Annotated in this window: 20 protein-coding genes; 12 read left to right on the forward strand and 8 right to left on the reverse strand. The window is 43.7% G+C overall.

Features of this window, described 5'->3' with window-relative positions; genetic code table 11:
• Nucleotides 1–293 precede the first annotated feature (293 nt).
• Nucleotides 294–1184 carry an ectoine hydroxylase gene (gene thpD / locus BLR82_RS14920; protein ID WP_074600273.1) on the reverse strand — a complete coding sequence of 297 codons (891 nt, stop codon included), beginning with the start codon at nucleotides 1182–1184 and terminating at the stop codon, nucleotides 294–296.
• A gap of 410 nt (nucleotides 1185–1594) precedes the next feature.
• Nucleotides 1595–1930: a helix-turn-helix domain-containing protein gene (locus BLR82_RS14925; RefSeq protein ID WP_074600274.1), complete on the reverse strand. Its 336-nt coding sequence runs from the start codon at nucleotides 1928–1930 to the stop codon at nucleotides 1595–1597.
• A 240-nt stretch (nucleotides 1931–2170) separates the two neighbouring features.
• Between BLR82_RS14925 and sda the strand changes: the two genes are divergently transcribed.
• Both sda and BLR82_RS14935 read left to right on the forward strand, forming a co-directional pair.
• Nucleotides 2171–2302 carry a sporulation histidine kinase inhibitor Sda gene (sda, locus tag BLR82_RS14930; RefSeq protein WP_083334878.1) on the forward strand — a complete coding sequence of 44 codons (132 nt, stop codon included), beginning with the start codon at nucleotides 2171–2173 and terminating at the stop codon, nucleotides 2300–2302.
• A gap of 936 nt (nucleotides 2303–3238) precedes the next feature.
• Nucleotides 3239–3982, forward strand: a complete 744-nt coding sequence (locus BLR82_RS14935; protein ID WP_074600275.1) for a Cof-type HAD-IIB family hydrolase — start codon at nucleotides 3239–3241, stop codon at nucleotides 3980–3982.
• A 322-nt stretch (nucleotides 3983–4304) separates the two neighbouring features.
• Here the strand turns inward: BLR82_RS14935 and BLR82_RS14940 are convergent, their stop codons facing one another.
• The 4 genes from BLR82_RS14940 to BLR82_RS14955 form a co-directional block, all read right to left on the reverse strand.
• Nucleotides 4305–5180, reverse strand: a complete 876-nt coding sequence (locus BLR82_RS14940; RefSeq protein ID WP_245693834.1) for an aminoglycoside 6-adenylyltransferase — start codon at nucleotides 5178–5180, stop codon at nucleotides 4305–4307.
• A 17-nt stretch (nucleotides 5181–5197) separates the two neighbouring features.
• The gene (locus BLR82_RS14945; RefSeq protein WP_074600276.1) at nucleotides 5198–5803 is read right to left on the reverse strand and encodes a YdcF family protein; all 606 of its coding nucleotides are present in this window, start codon (nucleotides 5801–5803) and stop codon (nucleotides 5198–5200) included.
• A 152-nt stretch (nucleotides 5804–5955) separates the two neighbouring features.
• A complete protein-coding gene (locus tag BLR82_RS20635) occupies nucleotides 5956–6102 on the reverse strand; it encodes an anti-repressor SinI family protein (protein WP_083334879.1) in 147 nt (48 codons plus the stop codon).
• A 29-nt stretch (nucleotides 6103–6131) separates the two neighbouring features.
• Complete coding sequence (locus BLR82_RS14955; RefSeq protein ID WP_074600277.1) at nucleotides 6132–6470, reverse strand: helix-turn-helix domain-containing protein; 339 nt, start codon at nucleotides 6468–6470, stop codon at nucleotides 6132–6134.
• A 333-nt stretch (nucleotides 6471–6803) separates the two neighbouring features.
• Here BLR82_RS14955 and BLR82_RS14960 point away from each other — a divergent pair, with 333 nt between their 5' ends.
• The 8 genes from BLR82_RS14960 to BLR82_RS14995 all read left to right on the forward strand — a co-directional run bounded on the left by BLR82_RS14960 (nucleotide 6804) and on the right by BLR82_RS14995 (nucleotide 11721).
• Complete coding sequence (locus BLR82_RS14960; RefSeq protein ID WP_074600278.1) at nucleotides 6804–7421, forward strand: CalY family protein; 618 nt, start codon at nucleotides 6804–6806, stop codon at nucleotides 7419–7421.
• Nucleotides 7422–7536: 115 nt separating this feature from the next.
• On the forward strand, nucleotides 7537–8421 hold the full coding sequence (gene tapA / locus BLR82_RS14965) for an amyloid fiber anchoring/assembly protein TapA (RefSeq protein ID WP_074600279.1): 885 nt from the start codon (nucleotides 7537–7539) through the stop codon (nucleotides 8419–8421).
• The gene (gene sipW / locus BLR82_RS14970) at nucleotides 8418–9014 is read left to right on the forward strand and encodes a signal peptidase I SipW (RefSeq protein ID WP_074600280.1); all 597 of its coding nucleotides are present in this window, start codon (nucleotides 8418–8420) and stop codon (nucleotides 9012–9014) included. The genes tapA and sipW overlap by 4 nt, the downstream gene beginning before the upstream one ends.
• A 25-nt stretch (nucleotides 9015–9039) precedes the next feature.
• Complete coding sequence (locus BLR82_RS14975; protein ID WP_074600281.1) at nucleotides 9040–9714, forward strand: TasA family protein; 675 nt, start codon at nucleotides 9040–9042, stop codon at nucleotides 9712–9714.
• A gap of 175 nt (nucleotides 9715–9889) precedes the next feature.
• Nucleotides 9890–10186, forward strand: a complete 297-nt coding sequence (locus BLR82_RS14980; RefSeq protein ID WP_074600282.1) for a DUF5658 family protein — start codon at nucleotides 9890–9892, stop codon at nucleotides 10184–10186.
• A gap of 35 nt (nucleotides 10187–10221) precedes the next feature.
• Complete coding sequence (locus BLR82_RS14985; RefSeq protein WP_074600283.1) at nucleotides 10222–10443, forward strand: hypothetical protein; 222 nt, start codon at nucleotides 10222–10224, stop codon at nucleotides 10441–10443.
• A gap of 104 nt (nucleotides 10444–10547) precedes the next feature.
• The gene (locus BLR82_RS14990) at nucleotides 10548–11075 is read left to right on the forward strand and encodes a hypothetical protein (RefSeq protein WP_074600284.1); all 528 of its coding nucleotides are present in this window, start codon (nucleotides 10548–10550) and stop codon (nucleotides 11073–11075) included.
• Nucleotides 11076–11214: 139 nt separating this feature from the next.
• Nucleotides 11215–11721 (forward strand): GNAT family N-acetyltransferase, encoded by a 507-nt coding sequence (locus BLR82_RS14995; protein WP_074600285.1) that lies wholly within the window; start codon nucleotides 11215–11217, stop codon nucleotides 11719–11721.
• Between the two features lie 26 nt (nucleotides 11722–11747).
• On the opposite strand, the gene BLR82_RS15000 is transcribed toward BLR82_RS14995, so the two are convergent.
• A complete protein-coding gene (locus tag BLR82_RS15000) occupies nucleotides 11748–11975 on the reverse strand; it encodes a DUF2164 domain-containing protein (RefSeq protein WP_074600286.1) in 228 nt (75 codons plus the stop codon).
• Between the two features lie 90 nt (nucleotides 11976–12065).
• On the opposite strand from BLR82_RS15000, the gene BLR82_RS15005 reads away from it, so the two are divergent.
• Complete coding sequence (locus BLR82_RS15005; RefSeq protein ID WP_074600287.1) at nucleotides 12066–12284, forward strand: YdbC family protein; 219 nt, start codon at nucleotides 12066–12068, stop codon at nucleotides 12282–12284.
• A gap of 88 nt (nucleotides 12285–12372) precedes the next feature.
• Nucleotides 12373–13008, forward strand: coding sequence for a uracil-DNA glycosylase (locus BLR82_RS15010; RefSeq protein ID WP_074600288.1), 636 nt, complete (start codon nucleotides 12373–12375; stop codon nucleotides 13006–13008).
• Between the two features lie 60 nt (nucleotides 13009–13068).
• On the opposite strand, the gene BLR82_RS15015 is transcribed toward BLR82_RS15010, so the two are convergent.
• Nucleotides 13069–14544 (reverse strand): UDP-N-acetylmuramoyl-L-alanyl-D-glutamate--2,6-diaminopimelate ligase, encoded by a 1476-nt coding sequence (locus BLR82_RS15015; RefSeq protein WP_074600289.1) that lies wholly within the window; start codon nucleotides 14542–14544, stop codon nucleotides 13069–13071.
• Between the last annotated feature and the right edge of the window lie 81 nt (nucleotides 14545–14625).

Here is a 14625-nt window from a genome sequence, read left to right on the forward strand (position 1 = left end):
CAATTCTAGTAAAAAAGGGTGCCCTGAGTCGGCATTGCGTTTGCATGGTCATCCATTCATTTATGTATTGGGCTTTCGATATGTCGAATAGGTGTTCTGAGAACTTTTAGAAATTTCATTTCTTATCGCGAGAAGGAAAAGGTTTTGCCAGTTGTGAAAATACGATCTCTTACATATGTTCCCTTGTTCTCGTTACTTGCTATGGCACTCTTATGCCAATGAAAAAACCATCAGCGTATGGAAGACGCTGATGGTTTTACTTTGTGTTAAGGTGGTAAGACGCTTTATAGAAATCAGCCTAGTACCGGGAGTTTTTTTCTAGCTGCGATGAATTCAGGTCTAGGTGCTGCACCGGAGAATGGTTCGACCAGCCTGTTCTCCACACTGTTATACACCATAAACAAGTTATTGCGACCGAATGGCGTGATATTGCTGTTGCTGCCGTGCATCGTATTGCACTCGAATAGCAGCACGCTGCCTGCTGGTCCGGTCGGAACCGAAATGCCATATTCGTCGGCGAGCCAACGCATGCTGTCGTGGTCTGGTACGCCGAACTCCTGCATTTTTAATGATTTTTTATAATGGTCTTCAGGTGCTTCTCCGATACAGGAAATAAAATGCTCGTGTGAACCAGGAATCAACATTAGCGGTCCGTTAAAGGAATAGTTGTCAGACAATGCAATGGATACACTGACCGCACGCATCCGCGGCATTCCGTCTTCGACATGCCAGGTTTCGAAATCGGAATGCCAATAAAATTCTTTTCCGGTAAACCCTGGCTTATAGTTGATTCTGGACTGATTGACGTAGACATCGCCTCCGAGCAGGTAATTGACGATATCGAGCAGTCGTTGGTCTGCAGAAACCTTATCAAAATAATCACTGTTCTGGTGTACGGCAAAAATAGAACGGATTTCCTCGCTGGTCGGTTCGCGGACGACCTCCGGTTTGTCCGATTGCTTGTATTCATCAGCCAAGCCGTAGATTTCTTTACTCATTTCTTTTACTTCTGTTTCCGAAAAGAAATTCTCCAACATCAAAAAGCCGTTTTTTTCATACGAGTTTATCTGTTCTTGTGAAAGTGGAGAATGATTTTCTTGACCTTCTCCAGCATGAATGATCGGGTCCTTTCTCGGAATTATGCTGACTTCCTGACTTTTTCTGGACGGATATAGATCTTGCATAAATCGCCACTCCTTTTTGATTTTTCGTTTTGGAATGATTCAGTTTGCCTTTCTGCTAAGTAAGAAACTAGCTTCTAAGTCTGTCCAAACAAATCCGGACCCCTCGAAATTAATCACCTATGTGTTAGTGTCCGGTAGTCCAAGCGGAGAAGGCCACCTCCTTTTTTTATAAACATTCAGAAAACTATCTCACCTCCAACCCTAATAGACAAAGGCTATATTGGCAAAATCGCTGAGAGCGATTCTCGGTCAATACAGCTGTCTGTAAGGCGATTGAGAAGAAATATTTAGCACTTGAGTTGTTTATCTAGTGCTTGGTTGAGCAAGGTGGAGGATGTGGCTGTAAGCTCTTTTGGGAAAGTTCGCGAAAAAAAGAGGGTTCTCCTCATGAGGGACCCTCTTTCTATCGCTTATTTTGCTTTTTTCCATTCCAACATAACATCGATAATTTTAATTAGTGCCTGGCGATCTTCTTCACCTAATTGGTTTAAATGTAAGAGGGTATTCATCTGTTCATCCTTAACATTTTCAGCGAGATGGAAAAGCTCGGAAATAGGAATCCCCAATGAAATGGTAACTTTGTGAATGGTATTGATGGTAGGGTTTTTTTCTCCTCTTTCAAGCTGGCCTATATAGGTGGGATGTAATCCGGACAAATGAGCCAGTTCTTCCTGACTAAGTACTTGCTGTTTCCTGATTGCTCTGAGCCGTTCTCCTATTACTACCGAAATTGGCTTCTGGTGCATACTATCACCTCTATACTAGAAATATACATGGTATTCGGGAACAATCGAAGATACTATAAATAGTGTTTTGTAAGCGTTGAAATACTATAGGTATTTTAGTAAGATGTTTATAGGCAATTATCCCTATTGGTAAAAAACCTTATGGATAAGTAGAGATGGAAATAAGTAGGTATTGTTGCAGTTCAACTAGACACAACTTTAAATTGAATGAAATAACTATTGGTTAAAGGTGATGTAAAAATGTTTGATAGCTTGTCAGATGATATTTTGATGGACGCTTATTTGAAAGCGCTAGAACTGGATTTGGAAAAGGATTTTATATCCCTGCTGGAAAAGGCCTTGGTGTATCGGGGCCTGTTTGTACCGAAGTGAAGAACGCTGAAAGCTAAGGGAAAGACAGGTTGATCAAACATATAAACGTCTCGGAGAAATAATCACCAAACGATCAGGAAGAACCCTCATGCTTTTATGTACAAGGTACCAGGACAGGCAAATCAGACAATAAGCGTGAATTAGAAAGGCGCCCCCAATAAATTGGGAGCGCCTAATTTTATGAACACTATAAGCAACTTGTCTTCTTTTAACAAGTATCAAACCAAATGAATGTTGCCGCGGTCTAAGTTCCACCTGGATGTTTTTAAAACTTAAACGACGTAAGCCCTACCTCTCTTACATCCTCACGGCTCCGAAGCCGATCCAGTGTGAATAAGTGTTGCTAAAAACTAAGCAGAATGCCAGTTTAATGAGACTTGTCATTCTTAGTAAGTTACTTCTTTGGCGAAGTCTATTTTTAAATATAACACTCTGCCGGTGGAATGTCAATACTCTATATGTTCACTTCCATTATGTGCACATACAAAATATACCCATCCCGGCCTTACCTTAACCCTCCAAAAAATAGAATGATAAAAATTACCCAGAAAAACACAAGGGGGTCAGCACACGGGGGTCAGGCCCCAAAACAGGAATAAACGCCAGAAAACCGGGTAAAAGAAAAGGCGGAGGGTCAGACACTGAGAGCCATATAGTTAGAGTGAAGGGCCATTCGGGGGACATACCTTTAACCGAGAAAAGTAGTGACCTGGCAGGAATCTAGCCTTATTGAGGGTGGCTTTTTTGGAGGATGGGGTCAGTCCCTCCCATTTCGGAAGTGACCGCTTTTTCCCAGGATAGAAGATGAGAGGGACTGACCCCATCTCTGATCCCTCTCCTGCTACCGGTTGGCTGGACTGGCAGTTTTGATGTTTTGTATTATAATGGGGAGGGTTGAGGATTTAATACAGATGATTTCATACTAAAGGAGTTGTTTTGGTGGTAAGTAAACCTGACATAAAATTAATTGCATTAGACATGGACGGAACGTTGCTGAATTCGAACGAGGAGATTTCGGAAGCGAATCGCAAGGCGATTACTGAAGCCCGCAATAAAGGGGTGGAGGTTGTTCTTTCCACCGGACGTCACCGGTCATCCTGCGAAGCGCATGCCGTATCTTTGAATCTTTCTTCTTATTTGATCACCGTAAATGGGAGTGAGATTTGGACTTCAGAAGGTGAACTGGTATCCCGCCAGTCTTTAGATATCGAAACCATTAAAAAACTGGTCGATCTTAATGAACGTTATGGCACACGCGCATGGATGGCCTCCACAGAAAAAGTCTTCCGTGGAGAGTTCCCGACTGATTTAGAAGGGTACGAATGGCTTAAAGTCGGAATCGATATCGACAGTGAAGAGGTCAAAGATCGAATCCTAGAAGAATTGGAAGGAAACGATTTGCTTGAGCTTAGTAATTCCCATCCGATGAATATCGAAATTAACGCTGTTGGCATCAACAAAGCGAGAGCCCTTGAAAAAATTTGCGGGTTGATGGGCATTACGCTGGATCAGGTAATGACTGTAGGTGACAGTCTTAATGACATTAAAATGATTCAGGAGGCAGGACTTGGAGTAGCGATGGGCAATGCTCAGGAAGAAGTAAAACAGACTGCCGATTGGGTTACAACGGATAATAATCATGACGGAGTTGCCAAAGCAATCGAACATTGGATTCTGTAATCTCCGCAAGTCAACAAACGCCTGGATGCTAATCCAGGCGTTTGTTATTTCAGGGTACGAGTATAAATTTCCGATGTAGTGCTGTCCAGCTTCAACGCCTACCCCCTCGAGGTCTAAAGCAAATCCTCTGTGTGGCAAGAAAGCGCCCCTCCGAGGATTTGCTTAAGCTTGTCGGGGGTGAGCAAGGCGTTTCCGCATTTCTTCGTCCAGCTTCAACGCCTAACCCCTCGAGGTCTTAAACAAGTCCTCTGTGCGGCAAGAAAGCGCCCCTCCGAGGATTTGCTTAAGCTTGACGGGAGTGAGCAAGGCGTTTCCGCATTTCTTAGGTACCGTCACGATTGTCGTTCAACGTATCAACTAGTTCCGTTGCGTATTCTGCAGCTTCGTTAGGATAGACGATATTTAATTGTCTGCAAACATCAGCGGAAATCGTACGGAAAAAATCCATGGTGTTTTTCAAAGCTTCCCACATTTCTTTCAGCTCGTAGCGTGCGTACAGCTTCTTAAACTCTTCACTGACTTTTGGCCCCGTCCACCTTTCAAAAAAACGATAGCCATGCCAGGTTTGGAAGTCGGCATCTTTACGTGCTTTAACTTGCACCTTCATCATTAAGGTAAGGCAATCTTTCATATAGCCATCACAAATGGACTTCCCGTCCAACAGTTCTCCCCGTCGAAACTTTTTTGCTGCCAGGTATGCATGATACCAAAAATCATGGATGAGATTTTCTATATCCATAGTCGCCACCCCTCGATCACTGGGTGGTAGCGCCTCTGCTTTTTGGATGATCGACCGGGTGATGTCATCTTTATCGATTACTACTTTTACCCCTTTGGCAAGAACATCGAGAACTTCCGCATTTTTTTCCAGCTCAGGTAAGGAGGCCACTGGAAAGAAGGCAAAGTCGACATCCAGTCCCCCCTCAAATAAAACTCTTCGTTCCGTACTATCTCCGACAGCAGTCCTTTCCAGAAAGGTAATAACAGGTTTCCCGAGGTGTGACAACCAGTTCGTATTGTTTAAAAGGAGGGCAGGGTTTTTAGTGAAAACGACAAGGTCGAGATCCGCCCATTCATCTGCCGGCATTTCTACTCTTGCTCTGGAACCGACAAGGAAGGCTGCACGAATGTTTTCACTTTCTTCTGCATAGAGAACAAAACGGTCTATCAGATCATCAAAGGTTATTTGAGAAATCACACAATCCCCCTTCTTTATTACTCGCCAATTCGTTCATCTATCAACGCTCCTTGTTTCACATAACGAATGATTTTAATCGCCTCGGCATAGGCGCGTTTTCTTCCATGTTCGGTTTGAAACCAATTGTTTTTGCTGGTCAGAAAATCATCTGCAGGACATAAAGAAAAGGCTATCCAACCTGGCATATAGGTCTTCATGGTTAAGTAAAGTCTTTTCATATGATAGGATGCGGTTACGATTAGAAGTCTTTCAATTTTATACAGATGGAAAGCACGATCCAGCACGAGCAGGGAGGCGAGTACGTTCTCCAGCGTATGCCGGGACAGGTCTTCGGTTAGAATATTTTCTTCCGGAATGCCCAGTGTCATTGCTTCGTTTTTCAATTCGATTGCTTCAGGAACGGTTTTTTCTTCCCACTTCACACCACCAGAGAACAGGATCTTCCCGGCGCGCCCCTGCTTGTAAAGCTCGATGGCTTTGGGGAGCCGGTACTGGACAGCCATACTGCTGCCGGCCACTACGATACAATCCCCGCTTTGGTTGTCATCCTCCACACCGGAAAACAATAACGTTTCCAGTTGGGCATCGGTAAGCTTGTTTTCGTTCAGTTCCGAAATGTACATTTGTCACCTCACCTCCAATGGATTGGTTGTCTTTCTTTAGAATATGTAGCTTTCCATTTAAATGTATCATACCCCAGTAGGAATCAGCGCCTGTTCCTGCTAAAAATATAATAAAAAAGCCTAAATCTCTGAGAGATTTAAGCTGAGTGCTTTCATTCTTTTATGGTTCTCTCTTTTATTCTGTCGTTAGCATGGAGAAAGCTGCGAACTTCCTCCGGGGTCATTCCAAGTCCTTTAGCGTTGAGAATCAGTTGCATCCATTCCTGGTCCAGAAAATCTTGTTCATTCGTTTTTCTCATTGTTTTCCCCCATTATGGACATTTTCTTTTCAATCCAGCCAGTTCTTGAATTTGACGTATTCCATGAGGTCCCGAAAGTCATCTTTGCTCATGCCTTCCTCGATCGCTTTTTGAAAAAGTCCCTCCCATTCTTTATCTAGTTTGGCTGTTTTGGTCTTCTTGTTATCCTCTGGCTGCTGTCCCAGCAGGTAATCAATACTCGTATCAAGCGCTGAAGCAATCTTGGATAGTATTTGAAGGGACGGATTTTGTTGTATGTCACGCTCTATGTAGCTCAGATAAGACTTTGACACATGCGCCGCCCTGGCAAGCTCTGTAATCGAGTACCCTTTTTTCTTCCTTTGGTTTCTAACCCGGTTACCAATCATGGCTTTCTTCCCATCTTTGGTTGTAATAAAGAACAGAGCAAATGCATACGATGCTGTTTTGTTCATTATATAAAACAATACGTTCTATAAAAAATACAAAATAGAAAGAAAACGCGCGTATTTTCTTGAAAACGAACGATAATCGTTCTTAATTAAGAAATATGGATGAATTTGCGGTTTTTCAATCTAGCGATAATGGAATATACTCCAATTGTTAGTTCTTTAAAAAGAACAACCAAGAATGAATAACGAACAGATGCATTCCTTGTTTGCAACTCCTTCAGTAGGTAGGAGTTCAAAATATAAAAAAGGAAAGAAAGAGGAGGAGAAAGAATGAGCGTTAAAAAGAAACTAGGTATGGGAGTTATGTCGGCAGCGCTTGGATTATCTTTGATCGGAGGAGGTACATATGCGTATTTCAGCGATACTGCCGAAACAAATAGCACCTTTGCTGCTGGTACATTGGACCTGAATGCAGAACCAACAACCATCATTGATGTAGATAACTTGAAGCCAGGTGACTGGATGACAAGGTCTTTTGAATTACAAAACACAGGGTCGTTGGATATTGCAGAAGTTTTGCTTAGCACTAATTATTCCGTAGGCGATGCCCAGGATGATAACACGGAAGATTTCGGTGAACATATCCGGGTTAACTTCCTTTGGAACGACGACAAGGCTACTATTCCGCCAAACGATTTGCTTTCCGATGATATTATCTACAAAACCACCTTGGCAGAACTGAAATCCATGTCTCCAGACGCAGTGGAAAATCATATCTTCGTTCCATGGTTTGAAGAAAATGATGGATTGCAAGCTGGTGATTCCGACACGCTTTATGTGCAATTCGAGTTTGTAGATAATGGCGAAGATCAAAATCAATTCCAAGGCGACTCTCTAGAGCTTGAATGGACTTTTGAAGCCCATCAAGAAGCTGGCGAAAGCAGATAAGCTGATTTTCTGGAAAGGTGATTAGCCCTCACCTTTCCATCCTTATTCTTTCTCATGAATAGGCAACCAACTTTGTATATTGATAAGAAAGAATAAATATTAGGGAGGCTCCCACATGCGAAGCACGCGTTTAGCAAAATATAAAAGAAAATACAAAAAGGCTGTGATAGCCTTGCAAATCCTTGCAATCTGGTATGCCGCCGTGTTCAGTGCTGCGTTGCTGACATCTCCGACTGGAGCGTACTTTAACGATACTGCCGAAGCGATCACGAAAATCCCGATTGGCGAGTGGGAGACAGATGAGTGGGATAAGAGTTCACTTGTTTTCCTTGGTGAAAAAGATCAAAAGGTGGAAGCGTGTGAACCGGAAAAAATCAAAGTCAAGCTTAAAAACGGCGGAGAAGATATGAAGGTCACCTCTAGCTATGAGGTGTATTATGCAGCCGATGGAAATCCGAAAAAAGGGAAGAAACTGGAGTTGGAAACGGATGAAGGTACGATAAAGAAATTGAAAAGCGGCGAGGAAGTCGAGTTGACATTCTTGGCTGGAGAACATGGAAATTATAAATTCAAAGCTTATCAGGTTGAAGGACATCCGGGCAAAGGGGAACTTTGGAGCGAAACGATCCAAGTAGAATGCAAGAAATCGGATAAAGAGAAAGCCAGTGAGGATGAAAAGGTAGAGGAACAGCCTGCGGAAGAAGCTGAGAAAAAGACTGAGTCAGAAGACAAGGCAACCGAAGAAAAAGACAGCAATAAGACCGAGAGAACCGAAAAAGAGGAACCAAAAGTAGAGGACAATAAGCAGGATTCTGACAAAACAATCGGGGATAACCAAGAAGAATCGGAACAAAAACAACAGGATCAGAAAAAGCAGTCTGAGGAAAAGCAGGTAAAAGCTACAGACACCAAAACAGAGTCTTCCGAAGGCCAGCAGGATAAAGCGAAGGAACAAGAAGAATCGCAATCCAAAGAAAAGAGCGAGGGTGACAAGGAATGAAGAAAGGAATGAAATGGATCATGAGGTGGCTCAGCCGCCTCGTAACTTTTACATTATTTGCGACACTCCTGTTTATGGTGTTCGTGGTTATTTCATCGAAAGCATCTGGCGGCGAGCCACAAGTGATGGGCTATCAGTTGAAAACAGTCCTATCAGGTTCCATGGAGCCAGGCATTAAAACAGGTTCCATCATTGCGGTAAAGCCAGGCGGCGATATGACACGTTTTGAAAAAGGCGACGTAATTACGTTTCAGACAGAAGAGGAACTGCTGATCACCCATAGAATCGTCGACGTTACAAGCAGTGGTGACAACGTTCTTTATGAAACAAAAGGGGATAATAACGATGCTGCAGACAGAGAACCGGTTTTGTCGCAGAATGTCATCGGCGAGTACACTGGGTTCACAATTCCTTTTGTCGGTTATTTTATAAGTTTTGCCCAGTCTAAAGAGGGAAGTGCATTGCTTTTGATACTGCCGGGATTTCTCCTGCTGGGCTATGCTGGGTTCACTATTTGGCAGACCATCTCCCAGCTTGATGCTAAAAGCAAAAAAGCAGCAGCTGCAAATCAGGAAGAAACAACGGAGTCATAATTGATAAAGATAGAGGGTGAGAAGGATGAAAAATAAAGCCCGGTTTCTTTTTACAACGGCATGCGGTCTAGTGGTTTTTATCATGATTTTTTCTACAGTCGGTTATCACAAATCGTTCGCCAGTAGTAACGAAATAGATATCGAAACCTTGCCAACAGACATCTTATTCGATGTGGACAATATGAAACCTGGTGACTGGGCAACCAGGACTTACACCATCCAAAACAAGGGTACCCAGGATATGGACTACTACCTTTCAGCCCAGTTTAAATCAGGATCAGAAAAATTGTATAAAGCCTTGATGCTTCAAGTAAAAGATGGAGAAAAGTCTTTATACAGCGGCAGCCTTGCCGGTTTTACCGATTTGGAGAAAAGACCGCTGACTGTGAATGATCAGGAGGAATTGACATTCACCGTTGATTTTCCGGCAGAGCTTGGCAACGAATTTCAAGGGCTAATCAGTGATTTTGCCATCATAGTTAGTGCGGAGGGAAGCCCGCCAGTCGGTACTTCACCAAATACCGGATCAGACTCAAGCTCAGGTGAACCGGACGGTACTACTCCAAGTGGAGGTAAAAACCTGCCTGATACCGCAACCCACATGTTTAATCTATTGATTGCTGGTACAGCTTTGTTCCTTGCCGGGGCAGCCATTTATCTGTACAGCAGACGCAGCAGGAAGGGCATAAAAATAAGTTAGCTGAAAAAGGTCTTGCATTACCCCCAATAATCAGGGCCTTTTTCTATACAAGGGACGTTCTTCATAAAGAACGTCCTTTTTAAAAGGGAGAATATAAAAGGTTTAGATCTAGCATGTCTTTAGCAAAGGTCGCAAATCGGGATGCCTGACTTCTCTATGAGAAACGGGGAATTGGATGAAAACGTGTTTCATGTACTTGGCATTGCTTAATTTGTTGGATGGTGTGATTACCTTCCTGGGAATCAAGTATGAATATATATCGGAAGCAAATCCGTTAATGAAAAGTCTCTACCAGAGTGGTCCACTTTTTTTCTTGCTCGTGAAACTACTGTTGTCCACGATGCTTATCGGTTTTTGTGTGATACAGAAGCTTCCGCGATCACTAGTGGCAAGGGTGCTGTCGTGTGCGGCAGCCTTGCTGTACTCGGTTATCTGCCTGATGCATGGTTTCTGGTTATGGCAGCTAACCTGATGGCATATTCATAGACACAGAAGGAGGTTCTTGTCATGTATCGAAAAACGTGTAATCGTTGTTCCCAGCCTTCGTACAGCAGTACCAAAATCGGCGGCTGGTTTTGCCCTGTCTGTAACCAAGATTTATCCCATCTGAAGGCGCGCGATCCGAATGATCCACGAGATATGCCGCGGAACGATTACCAGACAGATAAGCTAAAAGTGCGCTATCGACAACAGCCAGATCATCCACCAGCTTTTTCGACCTATATTTAAGGATTTTTCCTGAAGAATAGACTGCTCGTACCGACAAACTGTGACAAATGTATTATACTTATTGTATAGGAATTGGATCGACAACAGGGAAAGGAGCGTTGAAGATGTCGTTGCATTTGTTAATCAATGAGATTCCCTTACAGGCGTATAAATGGGAAGAAGAGCAGTCGGATCAGTATATGTTAACGATAAATGTTAAATTGACCAGGGAAGAATATCGAAAACTCGATAAAATCAGGGAATATTCGGCCAAGAACGGAGAGGGTTTCCATGTGATGATCGCCGATTACGTGAGACCGATGCGTTTTGGCAAAATCATTTATTCCGATCACGGAGATTTTGTTAAATGGAGAGCCACACTGGTTGAAAAAGACAGAACCAAAGAGCTGCAGAAGTTTTATGGGAAGCAGGAAAAAGAGGACTTGGCAGATACAGTCATCAAGCTGAAACGGGCCAATGAAAAGCTGCTTGCCTTGTTGCAGGATAAAGCCATTTTGACCAGTGATGAGGTGAAGCAGGCTGGTCTGGGGGACGAAACAGGCTTGGTTGCGGACGAAGTCGACCTTTTTCAAGTGGAGGATATTGACTTCTACCTGGATGGAACGGATAACAAGCAATCCGGTGTTCATTGAATAGTAGGAAATGAAGCACTTCTTTTTGAACGTTAAAAGAGGGGTGCTTTTTGTATGGGTGCATGTTCGAAAGCTATTGTGTATCCTGGAAGGGAAAGGATGAAAGCGGAAGAATAATGGAAGACTAGGGGGATATCGAATGGCAGTAGTAACGGAAACCAAGCGATTGCGATTGCGCTTGATGAAATGGGACGATCATGCTGACATAATGAAAATTTTTTCTGATCCAGTGGCGATGCGTTATTATCCGAGTATGAAGAACGACGAAGAGGGGAACTTTTGGATAAATTGGACGCTCGATAATTACCGGAAATTCGGCGTCGGGCTGTGGGTCGTCGAGGATTTGGCCACAGGAGAATTTTTAGGGATGTGCGGATTGGTTCCACAAAAAGTCGACGGAAATGTACAGATGGAAATCGGTTATTTATTCGTGAGAAAGCATTGGGGGAAGGGCTATGCGACAGAAGCGGCCCTGGCTTGTAAGGAATATGGGTTTAATCATCTGAAATGTGACAAATTGATCTCTTTGATTGATCCTGACAACCAGCCATCCATTAAGGTTGCCAGGAGAATCGGCATGGAATACATAAAAAACATTACCAAGTGGAACAAGACCATAGCGATTTACCATGTGGAAAATCGTTGATAGGCTCAGTTGGAGACGGAGGTGGGTCATTTTTGTATCTCGAAAATATCCTCCAGTTTTGCAGATAGGAAAGCGTGGGAATCCTCCACACCGATATTATAAAACTTCGGGGCAAGCTCTTCCATAAAGAAATCCAGAATAAGCGATGCTGCAAGATCCCCTAAATCCTCATTCCTTTCTTTGGAAAAGTAGGCTTTAATTGCAGCGGTCATATCTTCTTTCTGTTGAGGTGTGAGTTCAAAGCTTTGTTTCATCGTGAAACCCTCCAGGGAATGATAATATAGTAGTTAGTTTGAGTATAGCAGAGTCATTGCATGGAAGATAGAAGAAAAGGAGGCAGCCTAATGGCAGCATTAGACTATGAAATTATCGAAACAATCGGAGTGATTTCTGAATCACCGAAAGGCTGGAAAAAGGAATTGAACCTGGTCAGTTGGAATGGCAGAGATCCGAAATATGACATACGAGACTGGGCTCCGGATCATGAAAAAATGGGGAAGGGTATCACCTTGACCAAAGAAGAAGCAGAAAACCTAAAAAAAGCACTCGAAAACCTCGATTAAAAATCACGCGGGGTCAGTCCCCCACTCTAGTAGCACTGCGTCTTGGTAGAGTGGTGGGGGACTGACCCCACAGTTAGGAGGGAGCTGGATGCTTTCGGAGGATCTAATTGAGTTGGCGAAGGAGCGGATGCGTCCTTATGCTTGTGAGGGGTTTGTACGGGGGCGTGGTCCTGAAGCAGCCGATTTGATGTTTGTCGGCGAAGCGCCAGGTAAGACGGAACTGGAGATTGGCAGGCCATTCATCGGACAGGCAGGAAAGATTTTTTCCGGCTATTTGGACAGGCTGGGCGTAACCAGAGATGAAGTATTCATTACAAGTGCCGTACGGAGCAGGCCATATAAAATTGTTGAAAAAATAGTGAAAGGCGAGCCCGTCACCAAAAATTACAATCGCACCCCGAATAAAAAAGAAATACTCGCCCATGCGCCGATTTTGGATGAAGAAATCCGACAGGTAAAACCGAAGCTATTGATTCCGATGGGAAAGACTGCAGTATGGCGGTTGACCGGCTGGGATGTAAGTATGCAGGAAGTTACCGGCCGTTTGTTTGAAATCCCGATTATGCAATTGGCGGGCCTTGATCAACCGGTTTACAGGCTGACAGAAGAAACCTATCGCGTGTTTCCCATTTACCACCCGGCGGCAATCTTGTATGCACGTCGATTGGAAACAAAAGCCTACCAGGATATCGATCGCTTAAAGCAACTAAAGGACAGCCTCTGATGCATCCAACTGATCAGTTAGGCTGTCCTTTTGCTAAACATGAATTAATATAAATCAGTACTATTCCAGACTTCCATATTTAAGCAGCGATTGTTCTTCTACGATTTTGCGGTCACTGTGCGGATATTTGGTGTCTTCGATAATCTGATAATCCTCTTGTCCTTTGCCGGCAAAAATAAGAATATCTCCAGGTTCACTTTGTTCGATTGCATGGCTGATTGCTTCCTTACGATCGGCAATCATCGCGTAATTGGCGTGTTTCATCCCTTTTTCCATGTCATGTAAAATCGCCTCTTCCTCTTCGAATCGAGGATCATTGACCGTCAGAATCACATAATCTGCCCGGGACGCTTTTTCGGCCATGGCTGGTCGCTTATATTCATCCCGGTCACCGCCCGTACCGACCATGAAAATCAACCGATTCTCTTTAAAAGGTACTACGGAATCAATTGCTTTTTCAATTGCATCTGGTGTATGGGCATAGTCGATATACATGGATATGGGGGCATCGATGTCAACCTTATCCATCCGCCCGTCAACTGGCGGCAGTTTCCCGATGAATTGGACGAGATGTTTCACCGACGCGCCGTGCGCGTACAAAGCGGCTATTGCTGCGAGCACATTGTAGACATTGAACTCACCGAGCAGGTTCATCGAGACCGTATAAGATCCCTCAGGGGATTGCAGGGTGAAGACCGTTTTCTCTGGATAATAGCGGATATTTTCTGCCTGGAAATCTGCAGGCGATTGCAGGCTGTAGGAAATAATTTCTGCTGCAGTGGCCGCCCTGTACGTATCGAACCATGCATCGTCTTGATTGAGCACCGCATACTTGGTTTTGGTCATATCTTGCCCCAACTGGGCAAATAAAAGTCCCTTTGCGTAGCCATATTGTTCCATCGTATCATGATAATCTAAATGATCATGGGTTAAATTGGTGAATACCACGATGTCGAAATCGACACCCCAAAGTCTGCCCTGGCTTAACCCGTGTGAAGAGACCTCCATAGCCATATGATCGATATCCTGATCCAACGCATGCTGTAGTATCCGTTGATTGGTCAGCGCATCACAGGTCGTGTTGGCACTTGTGATTTTCTCGTCGGATAATTCCACGCCGATTGTTCCGGATACAGCCGATTTTCTCCCATCCTTCTGCAAAAGGGAGTGAATCAAGTTCGTTACCGTCGTTTTACCGTTCGTTCCGGTCACGCCAAACAGCTTCATTTTTGTAGAAGGAAAATCATAAAAATGATTGGCAAGAATAGCAGTGGCCTTATAAGTGTCATTGACAACGACAAGCGCTGCCTTGCTCAAGTCGACATCCAATTTTTTTTCGGCGATAATAACCGAGGCCCCGTTATCTATTGCTTGCTGGAAAAAATCATGACTGTCAACGGTAAACCCGCGTGTACAGATGAAAATACTGTTCGGGACTGACCGCCTGGAATCGTTATGGATCGCAGTCACTTCTTCAGGCAATGTTCCATATAGTTGTTTGATTTTAAGTGATGAAAGTAGTTCAGCTGTATTCATATCGCAACCTCTCAATCCAAAATGTCTATTTGGCTTGTCCATTATATGTAGTTGTTTTCCGGATAATGGGCAGGAGACTCT

Origin of the sequence: Sediminibacillus halophilus (assembly GCF_900103695.1) — a bacterium.
GTDB classification, from domain to species: domain Bacteria; phylum Bacillota; class Bacilli; order Bacillales; family Amphibacillaceae; genus Sediminibacillus; species Sediminibacillus halophilus.

Coding starts and splice junctions, on each gene's coding strand:
- BLR82_RS15000 (WP_074600286.1), bottom strand. CDS start 11,975: ATGAAACAAAGCTTTGAACTCACACCTCAACAGAAAGAAGATATGACC.
- BLR82_RS14975 (WP_074600281.1), top strand. CDS start 9,040: ATGAAAAATAAAGCCCGGTTTCTTTTTACAACGGCATGCGGTCTAGTG.
- sda (WP_083334878.1), top strand. CDS start 2,171: ATGTTTGATAGCTTGTCAGATGATATTTTGATGGACGCTTATTTGAAA.
- thpD (WP_074600273.1), bottom strand. CDS start 1,184: ATGCAAGATCTATATCCGTCCAGAAAAAGTCAGGAAGTCAGCATAATT.
- tapA (WP_074600279.1), top strand. CDS start 7,537: ATGCGAAGCACGCGTTTAGCAAAATATAAAAGAAAATACAAAAAGGCT.
- BLR82_RS15015 (WP_074600289.1), bottom strand. CDS start 14,544: ATGAATACAGCTGAACTACTTTCATCACTTAAAATCAAACAACTATAT.
- BLR82_RS14980 (WP_074600282.1), top strand. CDS start 9,890: ATGAAAACGTGTTTCATGTACTTGGCATTGCTTAATTTGTTGGATGGT.
- BLR82_RS15005 (WP_074600287.1), top strand. CDS start 12,066: ATGGCAGCATTAGACTATGAAATTATCGAAACAATCGGAGTGATTTCT.
- BLR82_RS14945 (WP_074600276.1), bottom strand. CDS start 5,803: ATGTACATTTCGGAACTGAACGAAAACAAGCTTACCGATGCCCAACTG.
- BLR82_RS14960 (WP_074600278.1), top strand. CDS start 6,804: ATGAGCGTTAAAAAGAAACTAGGTATGGGAGTTATGTCGGCAGCGCTT.
- BLR82_RS14955 (WP_074600277.1), bottom strand. CDS start 6,470: ATGATTGGTAACCGGGTTAGAAACCAAAGGAAGAAAAAAGGGTACTCG.
- BLR82_RS14985 (WP_074600283.1), top strand. CDS start 10,222: ATGTATCGAAAAACGTGTAATCGTTGTTCCCAGCCTTCGTACAGCAGT.
- BLR82_RS15010 (WP_074600288.1), top strand. CDS start 12,373: ATGCTTTCGGAGGATCTAATTGAGTTGGCGAAGGAGCGGATGCGTCCT.
- BLR82_RS14995 (WP_074600285.1), top strand. CDS start 11,215: ATGGCAGTAGTAACGGAAACCAAGCGATTGCGATTGCGCTTGATGAAA.
- BLR82_RS14990 (WP_074600284.1), top strand. CDS start 10,548: ATGTCGTTGCATTTGTTAATCAATGAGATTCCCTTACAGGCGTATAAA.
- BLR82_RS14925 (WP_074600274.1), bottom strand. CDS start 1,930: ATGCACCAGAAGCCAATTTCGGTAGTAATAGGAGAACGGCTCAGAGCA.
- BLR82_RS20635 (WP_083334879.1), bottom strand. CDS start 6,102: ATGAGAAAAACGAATGAACAAGATTTTCTGGACCAGGAATGGATGCAA.
- sipW (WP_074600280.1), top strand. CDS start 8,418: ATGAAGAAAGGAATGAAATGGATCATGAGGTGGCTCAGCCGCCTCGTA.